General features: G+C 34.6%; 15 protein-coding genes. 8 read left to right on the top strand and 7 right to left on the bottom strand.

Annotation, left to right across the window (positions count from 1 at the left end; genetic code table 11):
• Nucleotides 1–38: 38 nt before the first annotated feature.
• The 3 genes from OO775_RS11675 to htpG all read left to right on the top strand — a co-directional run bounded on the left by OO775_RS11675 (nucleotide 39) and on the right by htpG (nucleotide 3,066).
• Nucleotides 39–767: a tRNA threonylcarbamoyladenosine dehydratase gene (locus tag OO775_RS11675; protein WP_264847348.1), complete on the top strand. Its 729-nt coding sequence runs from the start codon at nucleotides 39–41 to the stop codon at nucleotides 765–767.
• On the top strand, nucleotides 764–1,090 hold the full coding sequence (locus tag OO775_RS11670; protein ID WP_264847347.1) for a nucleotide pyrophosphohydrolase: 327 nt from the start codon (nucleotides 764–766) through the stop codon (nucleotides 1,088–1,090). Before OO775_RS11675 ends, OO775_RS11670 begins: the two co-directional genes overlap by 4 nt.
• An 86-nt stretch (nucleotides 1,091–1,176) precedes the next feature.
• Complete coding sequence (htpG, locus tag OO775_RS11665; RefSeq protein ID WP_264847346.1) at nucleotides 1,177–3,066, top strand: molecular chaperone HtpG; 1,890 nt, start codon at nucleotides 1,177–1,179, stop codon at nucleotides 3,064–3,066.
• A gap of 59 nt (nucleotides 3,067–3,125) precedes the next feature.
• Here the strand turns inward: htpG and OO775_RS11660 are convergent, their stop codons facing one another.
• The 3 genes from OO775_RS11660 to OO775_RS11650 are packed head-to-tail and all read right to left on the bottom strand — an operon-like array spanning nucleotide 3,126 to nucleotide 5,254.
• Nucleotides 3,126–4,337, bottom strand: a complete 1,212-nt coding sequence (locus OO775_RS11660; RefSeq protein WP_264847344.1) for an alpha/beta hydrolase — start codon at nucleotides 4,335–4,337, stop codon at nucleotides 3,126–3,128.
• A gap of 7 nt (nucleotides 4,338–4,344) precedes the next feature.
• The gene (locus OO775_RS11655) at nucleotides 4,345–4,836 is read right to left on the bottom strand and encodes a dihydrofolate reductase (RefSeq protein ID WP_264847343.1); all 492 of its coding nucleotides are present in this window, start codon (nucleotides 4,834–4,836) and stop codon (nucleotides 4,345–4,347) included.
• A gap of 13 nt (nucleotides 4,837–4,849) precedes the next feature.
• A complete protein-coding gene (locus tag OO775_RS11650; RefSeq protein WP_264847342.1) occupies nucleotides 4,850–5,254 on the bottom strand; it encodes a 2TM domain-containing protein in 405 nt (134 codons plus the stop codon).
• Nucleotides 5,255–5,554: 300 nt separating this feature from the next.
• Here OO775_RS11650 and OO775_RS11645 point away from each other — a divergent pair, with 300 nt between their 5' ends.
• Nucleotides 5,555–6,562 (top strand): beta-ketoacyl-ACP synthase III, encoded by a 1,008-nt coding sequence (locus OO775_RS11645; RefSeq protein ID WP_264847341.1) that lies wholly within the window; start codon nucleotides 5,555–5,557, stop codon nucleotides 6,560–6,562.
• A 189-nt stretch (nucleotides 6,563–6,751) separates the two neighbouring features.
• On the opposite strand, the gene pgi is transcribed toward OO775_RS11645, so the two are convergent.
• Nucleotides 6,752–8,374 carry a glucose-6-phosphate isomerase gene (gene pgi, locus OO775_RS11640; RefSeq protein WP_264847340.1) on the bottom strand — a complete coding sequence of 541 codons (1,623 nt, stop codon included), beginning with the start codon at nucleotides 8,372–8,374 and terminating at the stop codon, nucleotides 6,752–6,754.
• Nucleotides 8,375–8,383: 9 nt separating this feature from the next.
• Entirely contained in the window at nucleotides 8,384–9,685 is a 1,302-nt protein-coding gene (locus tag OO775_RS11635) for a M23 family metallopeptidase (RefSeq protein WP_264847339.1), read from the bottom strand.
• A 270-nt stretch (nucleotides 9,686–9,955) separates the two neighbouring features.
• Between OO775_RS11635 and OO775_RS11630 the strand changes: the two genes are divergently transcribed.
• The 4 genes from OO775_RS11630 to OO775_RS11615 all read left to right on the top strand — a co-directional run bounded on the left by OO775_RS11630 (nucleotide 9,956) and on the right by OO775_RS11615 (nucleotide 15,103).
• Nucleotides 9,956–10,987, top strand: coding sequence for an aldose epimerase family protein (locus OO775_RS11630; RefSeq protein ID WP_264847337.1), 1,032 nt, complete (start codon nucleotides 9,956–9,958; stop codon nucleotides 10,985–10,987).
• Nucleotides 10,988–11,011: 24 nt separating this feature from the next.
• Nucleotides 11,012–12,166 (top strand): galactokinase, encoded by a 1,155-nt coding sequence (locus tag OO775_RS11625; protein WP_264847336.1) that lies wholly within the window; start codon nucleotides 11,012–11,014, stop codon nucleotides 12,164–12,166.
• Nucleotides 12,167–12,374: 208 nt separating this feature from the next.
• Entirely contained in the window at nucleotides 12,375–13,424 is a 1,050-nt protein-coding gene (locus OO775_RS11620; RefSeq protein WP_264847335.1) for a UDP-glucose--hexose-1-phosphate uridylyltransferase, read from the top strand.
• Between the two features lie 29 nt (nucleotides 13,425–13,453).
• Nucleotides 13,454–15,103: a sodium/sugar symporter gene (locus tag OO775_RS11615; RefSeq protein WP_264847334.1), complete on the top strand. Its 1,650-nt coding sequence runs from the start codon at nucleotides 13,454–13,456 to the stop codon at nucleotides 15,101–15,103.
• A 55-nt stretch (nucleotides 15,104–15,158) separates the two neighbouring features.
• Here OO775_RS11615 and OO775_RS11610 read toward each other — a convergent pair whose 3' ends face one another.
• Both OO775_RS11610 and OO775_RS11605 read right to left on the bottom strand, forming a co-directional pair.
• Nucleotides 15,159–15,587, bottom strand: coding sequence for a DNA primase (locus OO775_RS11610; protein WP_264847333.1), 429 nt, complete (start codon nucleotides 15,585–15,587; stop codon nucleotides 15,159–15,161).
• A gap of 191 nt (nucleotides 15,588–15,778) precedes the next feature.
• Nucleotides 15,779–17,050: an NAD(P)/FAD-dependent oxidoreductase gene (locus tag OO775_RS11605; protein WP_264847331.1), complete on the bottom strand. Its 1,272-nt coding sequence runs from the start codon at nucleotides 17,048–17,050 to the stop codon at nucleotides 15,779–15,781.
• Nucleotides 17,051–17,265 lie beyond the last annotated feature (215 nt).

Here is a 17,265-nt window from a genome sequence, read left to right as displayed (position 1 = left end):
CATTTTGTTTTGCGGATTATATTTGTCGAAAAAAATGAATGAATTCAAATTGGTTAGAACGTACCGAATTATTGGTAAAGAAAGAAGGCATACATAAACTTCAAAACGCTAATATTCTGGTAGTTGGACTTGGTGGCGTAGGAGCTTTTGCTTGTGAATTTCTGGCTCGTGCCGGAGTGGGTCAATTAACGATTGTTGATGGTGATTCGGTTGATTTAACTAACAAAAATCGACAATTAGTAGCACTTGATAGCACCATAGGCAAGTCCAAAGCCGAAATTATGGCGCAACGCATACGCGAAATAAATCCTACATGCAAGCTTAGAGTTATCACTCAATTTTTAGAACCTGAACACGCTTATGAACTGATTTCTAATGAGTTTGATTATGTAGCTGATTGCATTGATAGTATTTCACCAAAATTAAATTTGATAAAAGCCTGTCGAGATAAAAAGGTCAAACTTATAAGCAGTATGGGCGCAGGAGGCGTTCTTGACCCTTCGCTGGTCAAAGTCGGAAATATTGATAAAACTCGCGACTGCCCATTGGCACGGCATATTCGCAAACGAATGAAACAAGAAAATATTTGTTTCAAATTCAAAGCGGTCTTTTCATTAGAACTTCCGCTCAAAGACACAATGCAACAAACCGACGGAACAAACTACAAGCGTTCGTATTACGGAACTATAAGCTATATGCCAGCAGTGTTTGGAATTCATATGGCGGCAACTATCGTTAATTATTTATTAAAAAAAGAAGAAAAATGAATTTAAAAAATGCTCAACTTGACGTAGATAATTGGATAAAACAGCACGGTGTTCGTTATTTTAACGAGCTTACCAATATGGCTCAACTTGCCGAAGAAGTAGGAGAGGTAGCTCGAATTATCGCACGTCGTTATGGGGAACAATCCGAAAAAGAAAGCGATAAAAACAAAGATTTAGGCGAAGAATTGGCCGATGTTGTTTTCGTAGTTTTGTGTCTTGCCAATCAGACAGGAATTGATTTGCAAGAAGCCTTTGATAAGAAAATGGACAAAAAAACAAAACGCGACCATAACCGCCATCATAATAACGAAAAATTGAAGTAAAAAATGATTTTCCCTGCCAAAATGTCATAAAAATAGTTTCGGTATAATGTTTGTTATTAATTTGGCACAAATATAAATAATAAATAATGGCAAAAGGAAATATCAATGTATCGGTAGAGAATATCTTTCCGATGATTAAAAAATTTTTATACAGCGACCACGAGATTTTTCTTCGAGAACTTATCTCCAACGCTACCGACGCTACACTTAAATTAAAGCATTTAACTCAAATTGGCGAGGCAAAAGACCAATACGAAAATCCCATTATCGAAGTCAAAATTGATAAAGAAGGAAAAAAACTTCATATTATTGATCAAGGTATCGGAATGACTCAGGAAGAAGTTGAGAAATATATCAATCAAATAGCTTTTTCAGGAGCAGAGGAATTTTTAGAAAAGTACAAAGATAGTGCCAAAGATACCGGAATTATTGGGCATTTTGGTCTTGGATTTTATTCTGCTTTTATGGTAGCTGATAGGGTTGAAATTCGTACAAAATCGTACAAAGAAGGCGCTCAGGCGGTACGTTGGGAGTGTGATGGCTCACCAGAATATCTTATTGAACCTATCGAAAAAACAGAACGAGGAACTGAAATTATTTTGCATATTGCCGAAGATTCAGTTGAGTTTTTGGAAGAAGCTAAAATTAGTCAGCTTTTACTCAAGTATAACAAATTTATGCCCATTCCTATCAAATTTGGAATGCGCAAAGAGGCTCTTGCTCGACCTGAAAATGCCCCTGATGATTATAAAACAGAATACAAAGAAGTTGATAACATCATCAATAATCCGACACCTGCTTGGACAAAACAACCTGCTGATTTGGCAGACGAGGATTATAAAAAATTCTATCGTGAGTTGTATCCTATGCAGTTTGAAGAACCTTTGTTTCATATTCATTTGAATATTGACTATCCTTTTAATTTGACTGGAATTCTGTATTTTCCTAAACTTACAGGAGAGTTAAATTTACAAAAAGACCGCATACAACTTTACCAAAATCAGGTGTTTGTAACTGATAATGTTGAAGGAATTGTACCCGAATTCTTAACCATGCTTCGTGGAGTGATTGATTCACCAGATATTCCGCTCAATGTGTCTCGTTCATACCTTCAAGCAGATAGCAATGTAAAAAAAATATCAAGTTATATTACTCGTAAGGTTGCTGACAAACTCACATCTCTTTTCAAAGAAAATCGTGAAGATTTTGAAAAAAAATGGAACGATATAAAAATTGTTATTGAATACGGAATGCTTTCCGAAGACAAATTCTTTGAAAAAGCACAAAAGTTTGCTCTATATCCAACTGTTGAAGAAAAATATTTCACAATAGAAGAATTGATAGAGGAAATAAAACCCAATCAAACCAATAAAGACAACAAAATAATTGTTTTATATACAAATGATAAAGAAAAACAACATAGTTACATCGAACAGGCACAGGCTAAAGGATACGAAATTTTGTTGTTAGATTCGCCTATTGTGGCACACTTAATTCAAAAATTGGAAAGTGAAAATGAAACCATTTCGTTCGTGCGAGTTGATACAGATGCGATTGACAATCTGATTAAGAAAGAAGATACGATTATTTCAAAACTTTCTGACCAACAACAAGAAACCCTAAAATCTGTTATAGAAACTGCCGTTGCTAATGCGAATTATACCATACAGATTGAACCAATGGATAGCCAAGCAACCCCCTTTATTATTACACAACCTGAATTTATGCGCCGAATGAAAGAAATGCAAGCCGTAGGAGGAGGAATAATGGGGTTGAATAATTTTCCAGAAATGTATAATTTGGTAGTCAATGCAAATAGTACATTGGCAAGTCAAATTCTGGAAATCTCTGATGAAGTAGCTCAAAAAGAACTTATCAGTCAAGCCCTTGATTTGGCTAAACTTTCACAAGGATTGCTCAAAGGAGAAGCGCTTACGAAATTTGTACAACGTAGTTTTAAACTTATGGAAAATTAAATTGATTATAAAGATAACAAAAAGCTACCTATTTAGGTAGCTTTTTGTATTGTCAAAGTCTATTCAATAGGTATTTCTTGTTCTGTGGATTGTAGCTCCTCAGTAGGAGTTTCTTGTACGGGTTCTGCCCCTCTTTTACCTTTCTTTCTATTGTTTTTTTGTAAAACTTCCAATTTCTGTCCCAACATCTCTTTGGATACAAAATCAATCCCTGACAAGGCAAAAGCTCGCTGATATGAACGTAGCGCTCTTTTCATATCGCCCAATCGGTCATAATAGTCTGCCTCGAAGAAGTCGGCCAAAGCAGTTTCTTTATAATATGGACGAACAAAGTTAGCCAAAATAGGGAGTGATTCTAAATCTCCATTTTTCAGAATAGCAGCATAAATAGCTTTTATATCTTCAATAAGTGGTTTTTTGTCAATATCGTACAAATTTTTTATATCTTGATATTTGTCTTGCAAATATCCTACTACATTTTCGTTAATCTTAACTACTTTTTCAGCATATTCACGCATTGAGATAGGGCGATACTCCGAGAAAGTAAGATTTAATGCTTCGGGAATTCCTCCGGGAGCTACAGCTATGGGCGATACTTTCGGAAAATTTCCAGCAAAATACATTACATTTTCTGACTGCACGGTATTGATTGTTCTGTGTAGTTTATTTATTTTGTTAACTTTTGAATTATCTTCATTTTCTGTCCAAGCTAAATAATAAAAAATAGGTTTTTTGAACGTTCCTAACTGAGTAGCCAAAGGGTCTATAATATTGGGCAAAAGTGTTGGATTCAAAGAAAAATAAGCATTGAAAAGGCTATTTTCTTTTAACAAATAATAATTGATAAAATTCCCAGCATCACCATCGGCAATAATTCCTTTGAAATTATTAGTTGAATATTTTTTTTGTACATGAGGAATTACTTCTTGACCGATAAATTCAAAAAAATTAGCCGAATCATTGAAAGGTACTCCTGTTTCTTCGGGAACAATTACTTCGTGTTGTTCATTATAAACTCCTACAATAATAGCGGGTGGTACTTCGCCAGAGCGTACAAAATACCGCATTGAACTTACCACAGGTTCTAACAATCGGTCGGCGTTTAGCACAACAAAGAGTGGATATTTCTGATTTTTGTCATATTGTTCAGGAGCAATAATAGTTATTTTTCTACTTTCCCCCAATTTGGCAGAACGAAGTTCTTCGGAGGTAATTTGTGCTGAAATCAACTGTGATACCACACAACAAAGTGTCAATAAGATTTTTTTCATATCAAAATTATTTTTGTTTTCTAATATATGTTTTAAAAGTATAGTCAAAAGCATGTTTGTCGTCTTTGTAATGAGGCTCATAATACGCTAAATCCCATTGATTTAAATCAATTTCAGGAAAAAAGGTATCTGCATCAAAATTATGATGTACCTGAGTAATTTCTAACCGCTTGGCCAACGGAAGCATTAGCGAATAGATGATTCCTCCTCCAATAACAAAAGGATTTTCATCATCTTTTTTTGCCTGAGCGAGCGCCTCTTCTACCGAAGATACAACAATACACTGAGCGGGAGTATAATCGACTTGCTTGCTTATAATAATATGCTTTCGATTGGGGAGCAACTTAGGTAAAGATTCAAAAGTTTTTCGCCCCATAATAATGTTATGTCCCAAAGTAAGTGTTTTAAATCGTTTAAAATCATTGGGAAGATGCCACAAAAGCTGATTGTTTTTGCCAAGTGAATTGTTTTGACCGATAGCTGCAATAAGAGTAAGCATACGCAACAATGATTTAATTTGATTGTTCTTGCGAAGGGTTTGAGGTTTGCTCTACGTACAATTTTTCTACTTCATCTTGTATTTTCTGAATTTTTCTCTTTTGGATAGAAACTAATTTTTCACGTTGATTTCGCTCCCATTCTTTCCCAAGAAAACGATTGGTTACAAAAACATTGATAAGGTGCAATAGGAACAAGAATATCCAAACAATTATACCATATATATACCAATTACGCGAGTTGGTTGCATTCTCTCCATAACCTAAAAATTTGTTAAGTACGTACATAAATAGGCAACCCAATACGAAAATAACAAAATGTTGCCATAATCTACGTTTTTGTTTGATACGTTTTTGGGCTGTTTCAAACATTTCGTGCTGTTCTATATTCAGATGTATTTGGTTTTTGTCTGATGTCATAATTATATCAAAATTAACGTGTGCAAATATAGGTATTGTCAATAGAAATAAAAAATATTAGCTAAAAATTTTTAAAATAATTTGTTTTAATATAGTTGTAATAAATTAAAATCAATTTGTCCATTTCATATAAATAACAAATTATACATTTTTCAAACACAATGTTTATTTGTTAAAGTTCCTTCTTTTGTAAGAAAAGAAAGTGTAAAAAACAATCAATCGTAAAAAATAGTTGCTGTTTTAATTTTTTTACTAAATTTGTCCAGTTTTTATTTCAAATACTTAATCTAAAATAAAATTATGTATACTTCAAAGATTATAGGTGTTGGCTATTATGTGCCTGATAATGTAATTACGAATGATGATTTGTCCAAAATAATGGATACAAGTGACCAGTGGATTCAAGAGCGCACCGGAATACAGCGCCGTCATCACGCTATTAAGGGAGAAGATAATACCACCAGTATGGGGGTAAAGGCCGCCCGTAAGGCGATTGCAAATGCAAATATTGCCCTACAAGATATTGATTTTCTTATATTTGCTACTCTTAGCCCCGATTATTATTTTCCAGGTTGTGGAGTACTTGCTCAAAAAGAATTAGAACTCAATACGATAGGTGCGTTAGATATCCGTAATCAATGTTCGGGATTTATCTATGCTTTGTCAGTTGCTGACCAATTCATCAAAACAGGAATGTACAAAAACATACTTGTTATCGCTTCTGAAACACAATCGCCTGCCTTGGATATGACCACACGAGGGCGAGCCATGTCGGTTCTGTTCGGAGACGGAGCAGGAGCTGTTGTTGTTTCTCGTAGTGATGATCAGAATACGGGTATCCTTTCCACTCACCTGCATAGCGAGGGAGCTTTTGCAAAAGAATTAGCTCTGATTGCTCCTGGTGTTGGCGAAAAATGGGTACCCGAGATTATCAAAGAAAACAATCCAGATGATACTTCTTTTTACCCACAAATGAACGGACAATTAGTTTTTAAAAATGCCGTTGTCCGATTCAGTGAAGTTATCAATGAAGGACTTGTGGCAAATCACCTAACCTCCAAAGACATCAATATGTTTATTCCTCACCAGGCAAATCTGAGAATTTCTCAATTTATTCAACAAAAATTTGGACTTTCCGATCATCAAATCTATAATAATATTATGGAATATGGTAATACCACAGCAGCTTCTATTCCGATTGCTTTGGGCGAAGTAATTGAACAGGGCAAAATCAAAAAAGGAGACCTTCTTGTACTTGCTGCTTTTGGTAGTGGTTTCACGTGGGGGAGCGCTATTATTCGCTGGTAAATATAATGATGTATTTTTCCTGCTATTGTTATTATTCAGACTTAAACAAAAAAATAAGACCCAAAAACACTCAGATGTTTTCAAACCTGATGTTGTTTTTGGGTATTTTTTTATGTACAGCGGAAATTGTTCCCGTATACAACCAATTTAACTAAAAAAGGTTACTCTTTCAAGTAACCTCAATTTTGTTTATTTTTTAAAAAAATCAATTAGCGAAGTAGTAGAATTATCGTGTGGAGCTATTTGACTTTGCCCAAAATCTTTCAGAATATTGTTTGCCAATTGTTTTCCAAGTTCAACTCCCCATTGGTCGTAACTATAAATATTCCAAAGTACTCCTTGCACGAAGATTTTATGTTCATACATCGCAATAAGTGCTCCCAAGCTCTCAGGAGTAAGTTTTTGGGCTAAAATAGTTGTCGTTGGACGATTCCCTTCAAAAACTTTGAAAGGAACAAGGGCTTCATTTACTTTGTCTCCCATTTCTTTACGTACTTCTACTTCGGTTTTTCCTTTCAGAAGAGCTTCAGTCTGTGCAAAAAAGTTTGCCATTAGTTTATTATGATGGTCAGTATCTCCATACAACGAGTATTTGAACCCGATAAAGTCTGTCGGAATGAGTTTCGTTCCTTGATGAATTAGCTGAAAGAAAGCGTGTTGCGAATTAGTTCCAGGTTCACCCCAAATAATAGTTCCCGTCTGATATTTGACTTGTTTTCCATCTCTCCCTACATATTTTCCATTACTTTCCATAATTCCTTGTTGCAAATACGCAGGAAGTCTGTGCAAGTATTGTGTGTAAGGGATAATCGCCTCACTTTCTGCTCCAAAGAAATTATTGTACCAGATGGTCAAAAGTCCCAAGATAACTGGAATATTCTGCGAAAAATCAGCCGAATGGAAGTGCTTGTCCATCGTATTAGCTCCTTTGAGAAGTTTCTCGAAGTTGTCATACCCTACCGAAAGAGCAATAGTCAGCCCCACAGCACTCCAAAGCGAAAAACGTCCACCAACCCAATCCCACATTGGGAAAACATTGGCAGCATCAATACCAAATTCAGCTATTTTTTCCAAATTGGTCGAAACAGCTACAAAATGTTTAGCAACATCTTGCTCCTTAGCCGATTTCAAAAACCAATTCTTAATTGTTGTAGCGTTACTGAGTGTTTCTTGTGTGGTAAAAGTCTTAGAAACGATAACAAAGAGCGTAGTTTCAGGATTTAAGTGCTTGATGGTTTCATACACGTGGTCGCCATCAACATTACTAATGAAGTGAATATTCAGGTGGTTTTTGTAAAACTTCAAAGCCTCACAGACCATCACTGGACCTAAATCTGAACCTCCAATTCCAATATTAACAATATCGGTAAAGGCTTTTCCTGAATATCCTTTTCGTTTTCCGCTGATAATTTCTTCGGAAAAAGATTGCATTTTAGCCTTTACCTGATTGATTTCAGGCATTACATTTTGTCCATCAACCAAAATAGTTTGGTTTTTGTCTGCGCGTAGTGCTGTATGAAGAACCGCTCTATTTTCCGTAGTGTTAATGTGGTCTCCACCGAAGTACTTTTCGATAGCATCTTTCAGATGACACTCTTGCGCCAGTTGCAAAAGTAGTTGCTTAGTGGTTTCATCTATTCTGTTTTTAGAATAATCAACCAAGAAATCTTCCCATTTGATGCTAAACTTTGAAGCACGATTTGAATCTTGTTCAAAAAGTTGCTTCATAGGTATATTTTTTATCGTTTCAAAATGTGTTTTGAGGGCTTCCCAAGCCTTTGTTTGCGTTGGGTTTTGTATTTGTAAAGGCATATTATTTTTTTATTTAATTATTGTATCTATTTGTTCACCTTGTTCTATTTCGGTTTGGTTTATTTTAGCCTCTATATAAGGTATTTGGTCTAATTGTTTTTTCAAAGGTTCAATGTATGCCAAATAGCTTGCTTTTAGTCGTTCCTCAATAGGTTCAGCCTGCGGAAGCATTTCTTTAAGAGGGTCTACTTGTACGCCATTTTTCCAGAAGCGATAGCAAACATGTGGCCCCGTTGCCAGTCCTGTACTACCCACTTTACCAATAATGTCGCCTTGCATTACGTATTGTCCTTGTCGTACTAAGATTTTAGACATATGCAAGTATTGTGTTTCGTAAGTTTTGTTGTGTCTGATTTTCACAAAGTTTCCATTGCCTGAATTATAACCCGCTTTAATTACGGTTCCACTGGCTGTTGCTCGAATAGGTGTTCCGTGTGGTGCGGCATAGTCTGTACCGAAGTGTCCTTTCATTCGGTGTAATACTGGATGAAAACGCATACCAAAACGCGAAGTAATCCGAAAAATGTCAAGAGGCGCTTTAAGAAACATTCGTTTCATCATATTTCCATTTTCGTCATAAAATCCACTTTTCTTTGTTATAGAATCCGTCTCGAAATTAAAGGCATAAAAAGGTTTTCCTTTGTGCTCAAAATACGTAGCTTTTATTTTGACCATTCCTGCATAAATTGTATCATCGACAAAACGTTCTTCGTATATCACGCGAAATTTATCATCAGGTTGAAGATGGAAGAAATCAATTGTATAATCAAATATTTGTGAGAAAGCGTATGCAGTAGAAAAAGAAACACCTGCGTTAATCATGTCCATTGAAAGATTATTCTGAATTGTCCCACCAGCTTCCTTTTCAAGGATTGTTACTTTTCGATTGATAACTTCGGCGTATAATGAATCTCGCGTATGAACTTTGATATAGTGTGTAATGGCTGGTTCGTAGATAAAATAAGCCAGCGAATCCGGATTTTGTTTACTGAACACTTTGGCGTAGGGTTGTCCTGCTCTGAAATCTTTTGGGTTCAATAAATCTTTATGATTTTCAGTAAGTGTATAAATATCACTCATTCGGATATGATTATCATTCAATAATTTGCCAAATGTATCTCCTATTCTGACAGTATCTTTTACAATGTTATATTCTAATATATTAAATCCGTATTCATACACTGGTTTTGGAGGTTCTGCGATGGCAATGTCTTTACTATTCTTTTTTTTATCTGCTTGATTGTCCCAACAAGCTGTATAAAGCAAACTTGCTATGGCTATTAAGAGACTTATTCGTATATAATGAATCATAGGGTAAATTAGCTATAAAAATCAATTTGCAAAATTCTAAAAAAAATATATTTATTAAAAATATTTCTTGATTTTTTTTCTTACAAATCAAAATATTTCAATATAAATACTATGTTTTCTTATCAGGTAACTTATTTTTATGACAAAAAATTTATTAAAAATACCAAAATACTTTTACTTTATCGATAAATATATTTCTTATTACAAAAAAGTAATACATAAATTACGTATGAAATATTTTTTGTAATTTTGACCAAAAATAATAATATGATGAATAATAATACATTTTTAAAACAAGAACTTTGGGGAAAAGTAGATGATAAAGACGTTTTTCTATTTCGATTGACCAATAAAAAGGGAATGGAAGTGTCTGTTACCAATTTTGGAGGAATTATTACGTCAATAAAATTTCCTGTCAAAGAGAAAAAGATAGAAATGGTGTTAGGTTTTGATACCTTTGAAGCGTATTTGAGTGAAGAATATCGAAAGGAATATCCTTATTTTGGGGCGATTATCGGAAGAAATGCAGGGAGAATAAAAGGAGGAAAAACAACACTCAATGGTAAGGAAATTCAACTAAGTGTCAATCATGCAGGAGCGCAACTTCACGGCGGTTTTCAAGGATTTGATAGTAAAGTTTGGGAAGTTGTTTCTGCAAAAAATGAAGAAAATCCCGCAGTTGTATTGCGATATATCTCTCCCGATGGAGAAGAGGGTTTCCCAGGTGAGGTCGTAGTAACCGTTACGTATTCACTCAATGATAATAATGAACTTCGAGTAGATTATCACGGAAAAACCAATCAACCAACAATTATGAATTTGACGCAACATACGTATTTTAATTTCAATATTGATTCAAAAAATATACTAAATCACTTTTTACAAGTAAATGGCAATCGGTATTCTCCATTAAACCCTGATTATTCGCCAACAGGAGAACTTCTTTTGGTTGATAATACTCATTTGGATTATAGAAAACCTCAGTTGGTACATCCTGATATTGACAACGCATTTCCTCGTCAAGTGTCTGAAAATGAAGTTGTAGGTTCGCTTATTTGTCCAGAAAGTAATATCCGTATGGATGTAAAAACCAATCAGCCTGTATTACATATTTACGCAGGATATTATGTACCAGAGCTTCATCCCAAGGGAAGAAAATCAACGGGGCAAAATGCAGGTATTTGTTTTGAATGCCAAGGATTTGCAGATGCACTCAATTACCCACAATTTCCTTCAACACAACTAAATCCCGATGAAGAATATTCATATTTTGCGACATTTCGCTTTTCAGAAACTAAATAACAAAGAATTAAATAATATAAAATTATGAAAGCATATATTCAAGAAGAATTTAAAAAGATTTACGGAAATACGCCTGATAAGGTGTTTTTCGCACCTGCGAGGGTAAATTTAATAGGTGAACACATTGACTACAATGGCGGATTGGTTATGCCGTGTGCGTTGGGCAACGGAACGTATTTGGCTATTCGTAAAACAACTGATAATACCTTTACTTTCCGCAGTTTGAATTTCCCTGAAATCGTACATAAAATTCCTGTAAATACTTCGGGATATGCCAAAGAAGACGCATTGTGGATAAATTATCCGCTAGGATGTATTGACTATTTCATTCGTGAAGGAAAAACCATATCGGGATTAGAATTTTTATTCTACGGAAATATACCCAATGGAGGAGGATTGTCATCATCGGCTTCAATTGAATTAGTTACTTCTTTTGCATTGAATAATTTGTTTAATTTAGGAAAAACTCAAGTAGAATTAGTCAAAATTTCACAGCAAGTTGAAAACAAATTCGTAGGTGTGAATTGTGGAATTATGGATCAGTTTGCCATAGGAATGGGCAAAAAAGACCAAGCGATTATTTTAGATTGTCAAACCTTAGAATATTCTTATACGCCTTTTGTTCTAAAAGATAATACGCTACTTATTATCAATACCAACAAGGAACGTAAGTTGGCCGACTCTAAGTATAACGAACGTAGAGCAACTTGCGAGGCTGCATTAGAAATATTCAACAAAACCGAAAGTTTTAAAGATTTGTGCTCTATTCCTGTCGATTATTTTGAGGAAAATAAGCATTTACTAACAGAAGAAATGCAAAAACGAGTAAAACACGTTATCTATGAAAACTTACGGGTTAAAGAATCTGAGAAAGCTTTGAAGTCAGGAGATATTGAAAAATTTGGTAAATTGATGTCTGCTTCGCACAAATCCTTAATGGAAGATTATGAAGTTACGGGTAAAGAATTGGATACTATTTATTTAGAAAGTGTTGATTTTAAGGGAGTAACTGGAGTTCGTATGACGGGAGCTGGCTTTGGTGGTTGTGCCATAGCTTTAGTGAAAAATGACCGAGTTGAAGCCTACAAAAAATATATAGAAAAGATATATACTGACAAAATTGGGTATGCTCCTTCAATTTATGATGTAAGTATTGGAGAAGGAACAAGAGAAATATAGGCGAAAACCTTCTTGTTTGATGGTTAAAAATTAAGCTATCTTCAAGAAGGTTTTTTCTTCTATTTTTTTGTATAAATCAAATATAAAATGATGTTTTGATATAAAAATTCTACAAATAATTCTTATTTTTGTAAGAATAAATCCGTAAATTAGCACCCAGAAAATATTACCTAATAATTCTAATTTATAAAAAACATAAAATAAAAAAATGAATATATTTGACCCGAAAGAACATTCACATCGCCGTTATAACCCGCTATTAGATGAATGGATATTGGTTTCTCCCCATCGAGCAAAACGCCCTTGGCAAGGACAACAAGAAAAAGCAAGTGAAGAAAAAAGCACTCCATACGATTCACAATGCTATCTTTGCCCAACTAATACACGGGCTAATGGTGAAAAAAATCCAAAATATACAGACGTTTTTGTTTTTACAAATGATTTTTCGGCGCTTCAAAATGAAGAATTACCTGAGGTAGAATTGGCAGAAAGTACTTCTCTTTTTAAGGCAAAACCTGAAAGTGGTATTTGTCGTGTAGTATGCTTTTCGCCCCGCCACGATTTGACTCTCCCTCAAATGGAGCATTCAAGTATCGAAAAAATAGTACAAACTTGGATAGACGAATATAATTATCTTGGGAATATGCCTCATATAAATCATGTGCAAATCATTGAAAATAAGGGAAGTATAATGGGATGTAGCAATCCGCACCCACACGGACAGATTTGGGCGCAAAAAAGCGTTCCAACATTGGTTAAAAAACTTGATGAACAACAGAAAAATTATTTTAAAACTAACAAAGTTACCCTTTTAAGTGATTATGTGAAGGCTGAACTCGAAAAGAAAGAACGCATTGTAGCTGAAAATTCTGATTTTGTAGCTCTTGTCCCTTTTTGGGCAGTTTGGCCTTACGAAACAATGATTATCAGTAAGCGAAACATTCCTGCTATCAATCAATTTTCATCACAAGAAGTTACTAATTTTGCGAAAATTTTAAAAGTTTTAACTACAAAATATGATAATTTGTTTGAAACATCTTTTCCATATTCAGCTGGGATACATCAAGCACCTACAAATGGAAAAGCGAACGAACATTGGCATTTTCATATGAATTTTTATCCGCCATTGCTTCGTTCAGCAACAATTAAAAAATTTATGGCAGGATATGAACTTTTGGCAGAATCGGCTCGTGATATTACTCCTGAACAAAGTGCCAAGCGACTACGAGAACTATCAGACGTTCATTATAAAAGTTAATTCTTAAAAAAAATTAAATAACAAAACATATGAATTTCAATCCAGAATTTAAAATGTTAGACTACGCTATATTTGCTATATACGCCGTAGTTATCCTCTTTATGGGAATATTTATCGGAAAGGGGAAAAAAGGCACAAAAAAAAGTGCCGAAGATTATTTTTTGGCAGGAAAATCTCTTCCTTGGTGGGCTATTGGAGCTTCACTTATTGCAGCAAATATCTCTGCTGAGCAATTCATTGGTATGTCGGGTTCAGGCTTTGCCATAGGGCTGGCAATTGCTTCTTACGAATGGATGGCAGCCATTACGCTTATCATCGTTGGGAAATATTTCTTGCCTATCTTCATTAAACAGGGAATTTATACTATTCCAGGTTTTGTAGAAAAACGTTTTAATACTAATTTAAAAACTATTTTAGCTGGTTTTTGGATTGCGTTGTACATTTTCGTTAATCTTACATCAGTATTGTATCTAGGAGCCAAAGCACTTGATACCGTAGTAGGTGTAGGTGATGGTTCGCTGTTGATGCCATTTATGATTGGTATGGCAGTATTTGCTTTGGCATACTCTATTGCAGGTGGGCTTTCATCAGTAGCAATGACCGATGTAATACAGGTAATACTTTTAGTCTTGGGAGGACTTATCACAACCTATATTGCGCTGAACAATGTAACACCCGAAGGTGGTGTAATGAATGGCTTTTCATATATTTTTGAAAAAGCTAACGACAAGTTCCATATGATTTTGACCACCGATAATCCAGAATATAAAAATCTACCAGGGATTGCAGTTCTTTTGGGAGGAATGTGGGTAGCAAACCTTTATTATTGGGGTTTTAATCAATATATTATTCAGCGAACATTGGCCGCCAAATCATTGCAAGAAGCTCAAAAAGGGATTACTTTTGCCGCATTTTTGAAATTGATAGTTCCATTATTAGTTGTTATACCTGGTATTATTGCTTCGGTTATGTATCAGGAGAATATACACAATGCTGTACAAGCCTTTACAAAACCTGACGGAGGCATCAATTATGATAACTCATATCCGTGGCTGATACATACATTCTTACCTGTGGGATTGAAAGGATTAGTAGTTGCAGCACTTACTGCTGCAATAGTTTCTTCATTAGCTTCAATGATTAACTCTACATCAACTATTTTCACTATGGATTTTTACAAGCCTTTTATCAACAAAAATGCTTCAGATTCGCAATTGGTTTCCATCGGTAGAATAACAGGAGTTATAGCGCTTGTAATTGCTACAAGTTTGGCAAAATTTATGGGAGATATTCCGCAGATGTTCCAATATATACAAGAATATACAGGACTTGTAAGCCCAGGTATATTGGCTGTATTCTTGATGGGACTTTTCTGGAAGAAAACCAATACACAAGGTGCCATAGTTGGGGTATTATGTTCTATTCCGATAGCTTTGGGACTTAAAATTTTGGTTGCCAATTTTCCTAACATTGGTCTTCCGTTTATGGACCAAATGTTCTATACACTCATCGCTACTATTGCAATTATAGCAGGAGTATCACTTACTACAAGTGAGCGTGATGATGACCCCAAAGGTATTTCTCTTGATAAAAGTTTCTTTAAAACGAATAGTGAATTCAATATAGCGACGTATGTTATTTTGCTAATTTTAGCAGTATTGTATACTGTGTTCTGGTAAGTTAATTTATGTATTAAAAAATAAAAGGCTATCATATGATAGCCTTTTTCTATTATTATTCATCTTCATCCTCATCGTATTCTTGATATTGCGGATAATCATCATCTTCATCGTGATCGTGATAATGGTCATAATCATCATCTTCATCTTCTTCATGAGAATCGTGTTCTTGTTCAGGTAGCTTTTCTTGTTCGCTTTTCTTTTTATCAGCATCAGGAATTTCAAGCGTATCGTTGTGAATGTCATCTTCTACTGAATAGTCTTCTTCTTCGTCAAAATTTTCCATAGAAGTAGCTAAGCGTGTACTTACTTTTACCAAATAAATGGTGTCTTCTGTACGTACTTCAAGAGCTTCGATGGTTTCATTTTTAGCATTTTTGAACCGAATAATATCATCATCACTATATCCGTCAGGATATTTATCAACCAACATTGATAAGATTTCGTTGGTCAATTTTTTGTAATCAACTATGACACGTTTCATATATATATTTTCAATTTTTCAGGGTGCGAAATTAAAGTAAATTTTTTATCTACAAAAAATAATAATTAGATTTTTTGAAAAAAATTAAATAATATGACTTTTGTCAGGAAATATAAGTATAAATGGCTGTGTTTTATGAATAAATTAAATAATTTTTGCAACAAAATAATTTTATTTTTATTGCTTCAAATTTATTGCTTATTTACTTGTCGGGGTTTAATAATCATTCGATACGATTGGTCTTTGCTAATGTAATAGCTTGTCCAATCGTAAAGTGCTTTGAGTCGATTTTTGAAATTGACCAACGACATTATATGAACAAACACCCATACGAACCAAGCTATGAATCCTTTGATAAATCCTAATTTGGGAATATCTGCAACGGCTTTATTTCGTCCGATAATTGCCATAGACCCTTTGTCTTTGTAACAGAAAGGTTGTGCATTTACAAATTCATTTCGTAAGTTTTTGCCCAAATTTATTGCTTGTTGAATAGCTACTTGTGCCAACTGAGGGTGTCCGTTCGTATACGCATTATCTCCTACAAGCAATGATGTATCGCCGATTGCATAAATGTTTTGATACCCTTCTACTTTGTTAAACACATCGGTTTTGAGTCGTTTCCCTCGTCCGATAATTTCTTCATTATTTAGCCCTGAGAAGACTTTTGCAGAGACTCCCGCTGCCCATATCAGGTTACGGCTATCAATAACCGAGCCATCGGATAGAAAGACTTGATCGTTGGTGAAATCTTTTACATAAACATTAAGTTTGATTTTTACTCCCAAGTTTTCTAATTCTGTTTGCGTGTATTTTTGTGCTTTTTCAGACATTGGAGAGAGTACGGCTTTTTGTCCATCTACTAAATAGATTTCGCCCAAATCTTCGTCGGATAGTTCGGGATAATCTTTACGAAGGATATTTTTTTTCATTTCGGCAAAAATTCCCGAAAGTTCTACACCCGTGGGACCAGCGCCCGCAATAACAAACGAAAGTAGTCGTTGTCGTTCTGTTTTATTCTTTGTACGCGAGGCACGTTCCAATCGAGTATAAACTAAGTTGCGTAAGGTCAGAGCATCGCCCACGGTTTTCATAGGCAAAGCTTTTTCTTCAATATTATTATTTCCGAAGAAATTCGTTTCGGCACCTGTTGCCATAACCAGAATATCATACGAAAGTTCTCCGTTGCTCAGTATAATTTTGTTTTGTGAAGGCACTACTTCTTTGAGTTCTCCCATACGAAAACGTGTATTCTTGTAAGAGCGAAGTATTTTGCGGAAAGGATAGGTAATCGCCGAAGATTCCATAAATCCGGAGGCTAATTGATAGAGCAAAGGCGGGAAAAAGTTGTAATTATTCATATCAACTAGCGTAATGTGATACTTCCCGCAAGAATCTATTTCTTTTATCAGTTGTAAGCCAGCAAAACCACCACCTACAATAACTAAATTCTTTTTATCCATAGGACACAAAAGGTTATTTTTGATACTAATTAGGGCGCAAATGTACAATTATTTATCGGACAAATCGTGTAATAAGTAAAAGATTTTCAGAACTTTTCATTTAGTGTTTGGGATAATAACAACAATTAAAAAATTTTAAGTAAAAAAATATAAAAATACAATAATCAATTAGGTTCTTAATGTTTTTAGAAATAAAAAATAGGTAAAAACTTAAG

Source organism: Capnocytophaga catalasegens, from assembly GCF_026005215.1.
GTDB lineage: Bacteria > Bacteroidota > Bacteroidia > Flavobacteriales > Flavobacteriaceae > Capnocytophaga > Capnocytophaga catalasegens.
The sequence above is the reverse complement of the archived record's forward strand: the minus strand, read 5'-3'. Positions and strand labels throughout refer to the sequence as shown.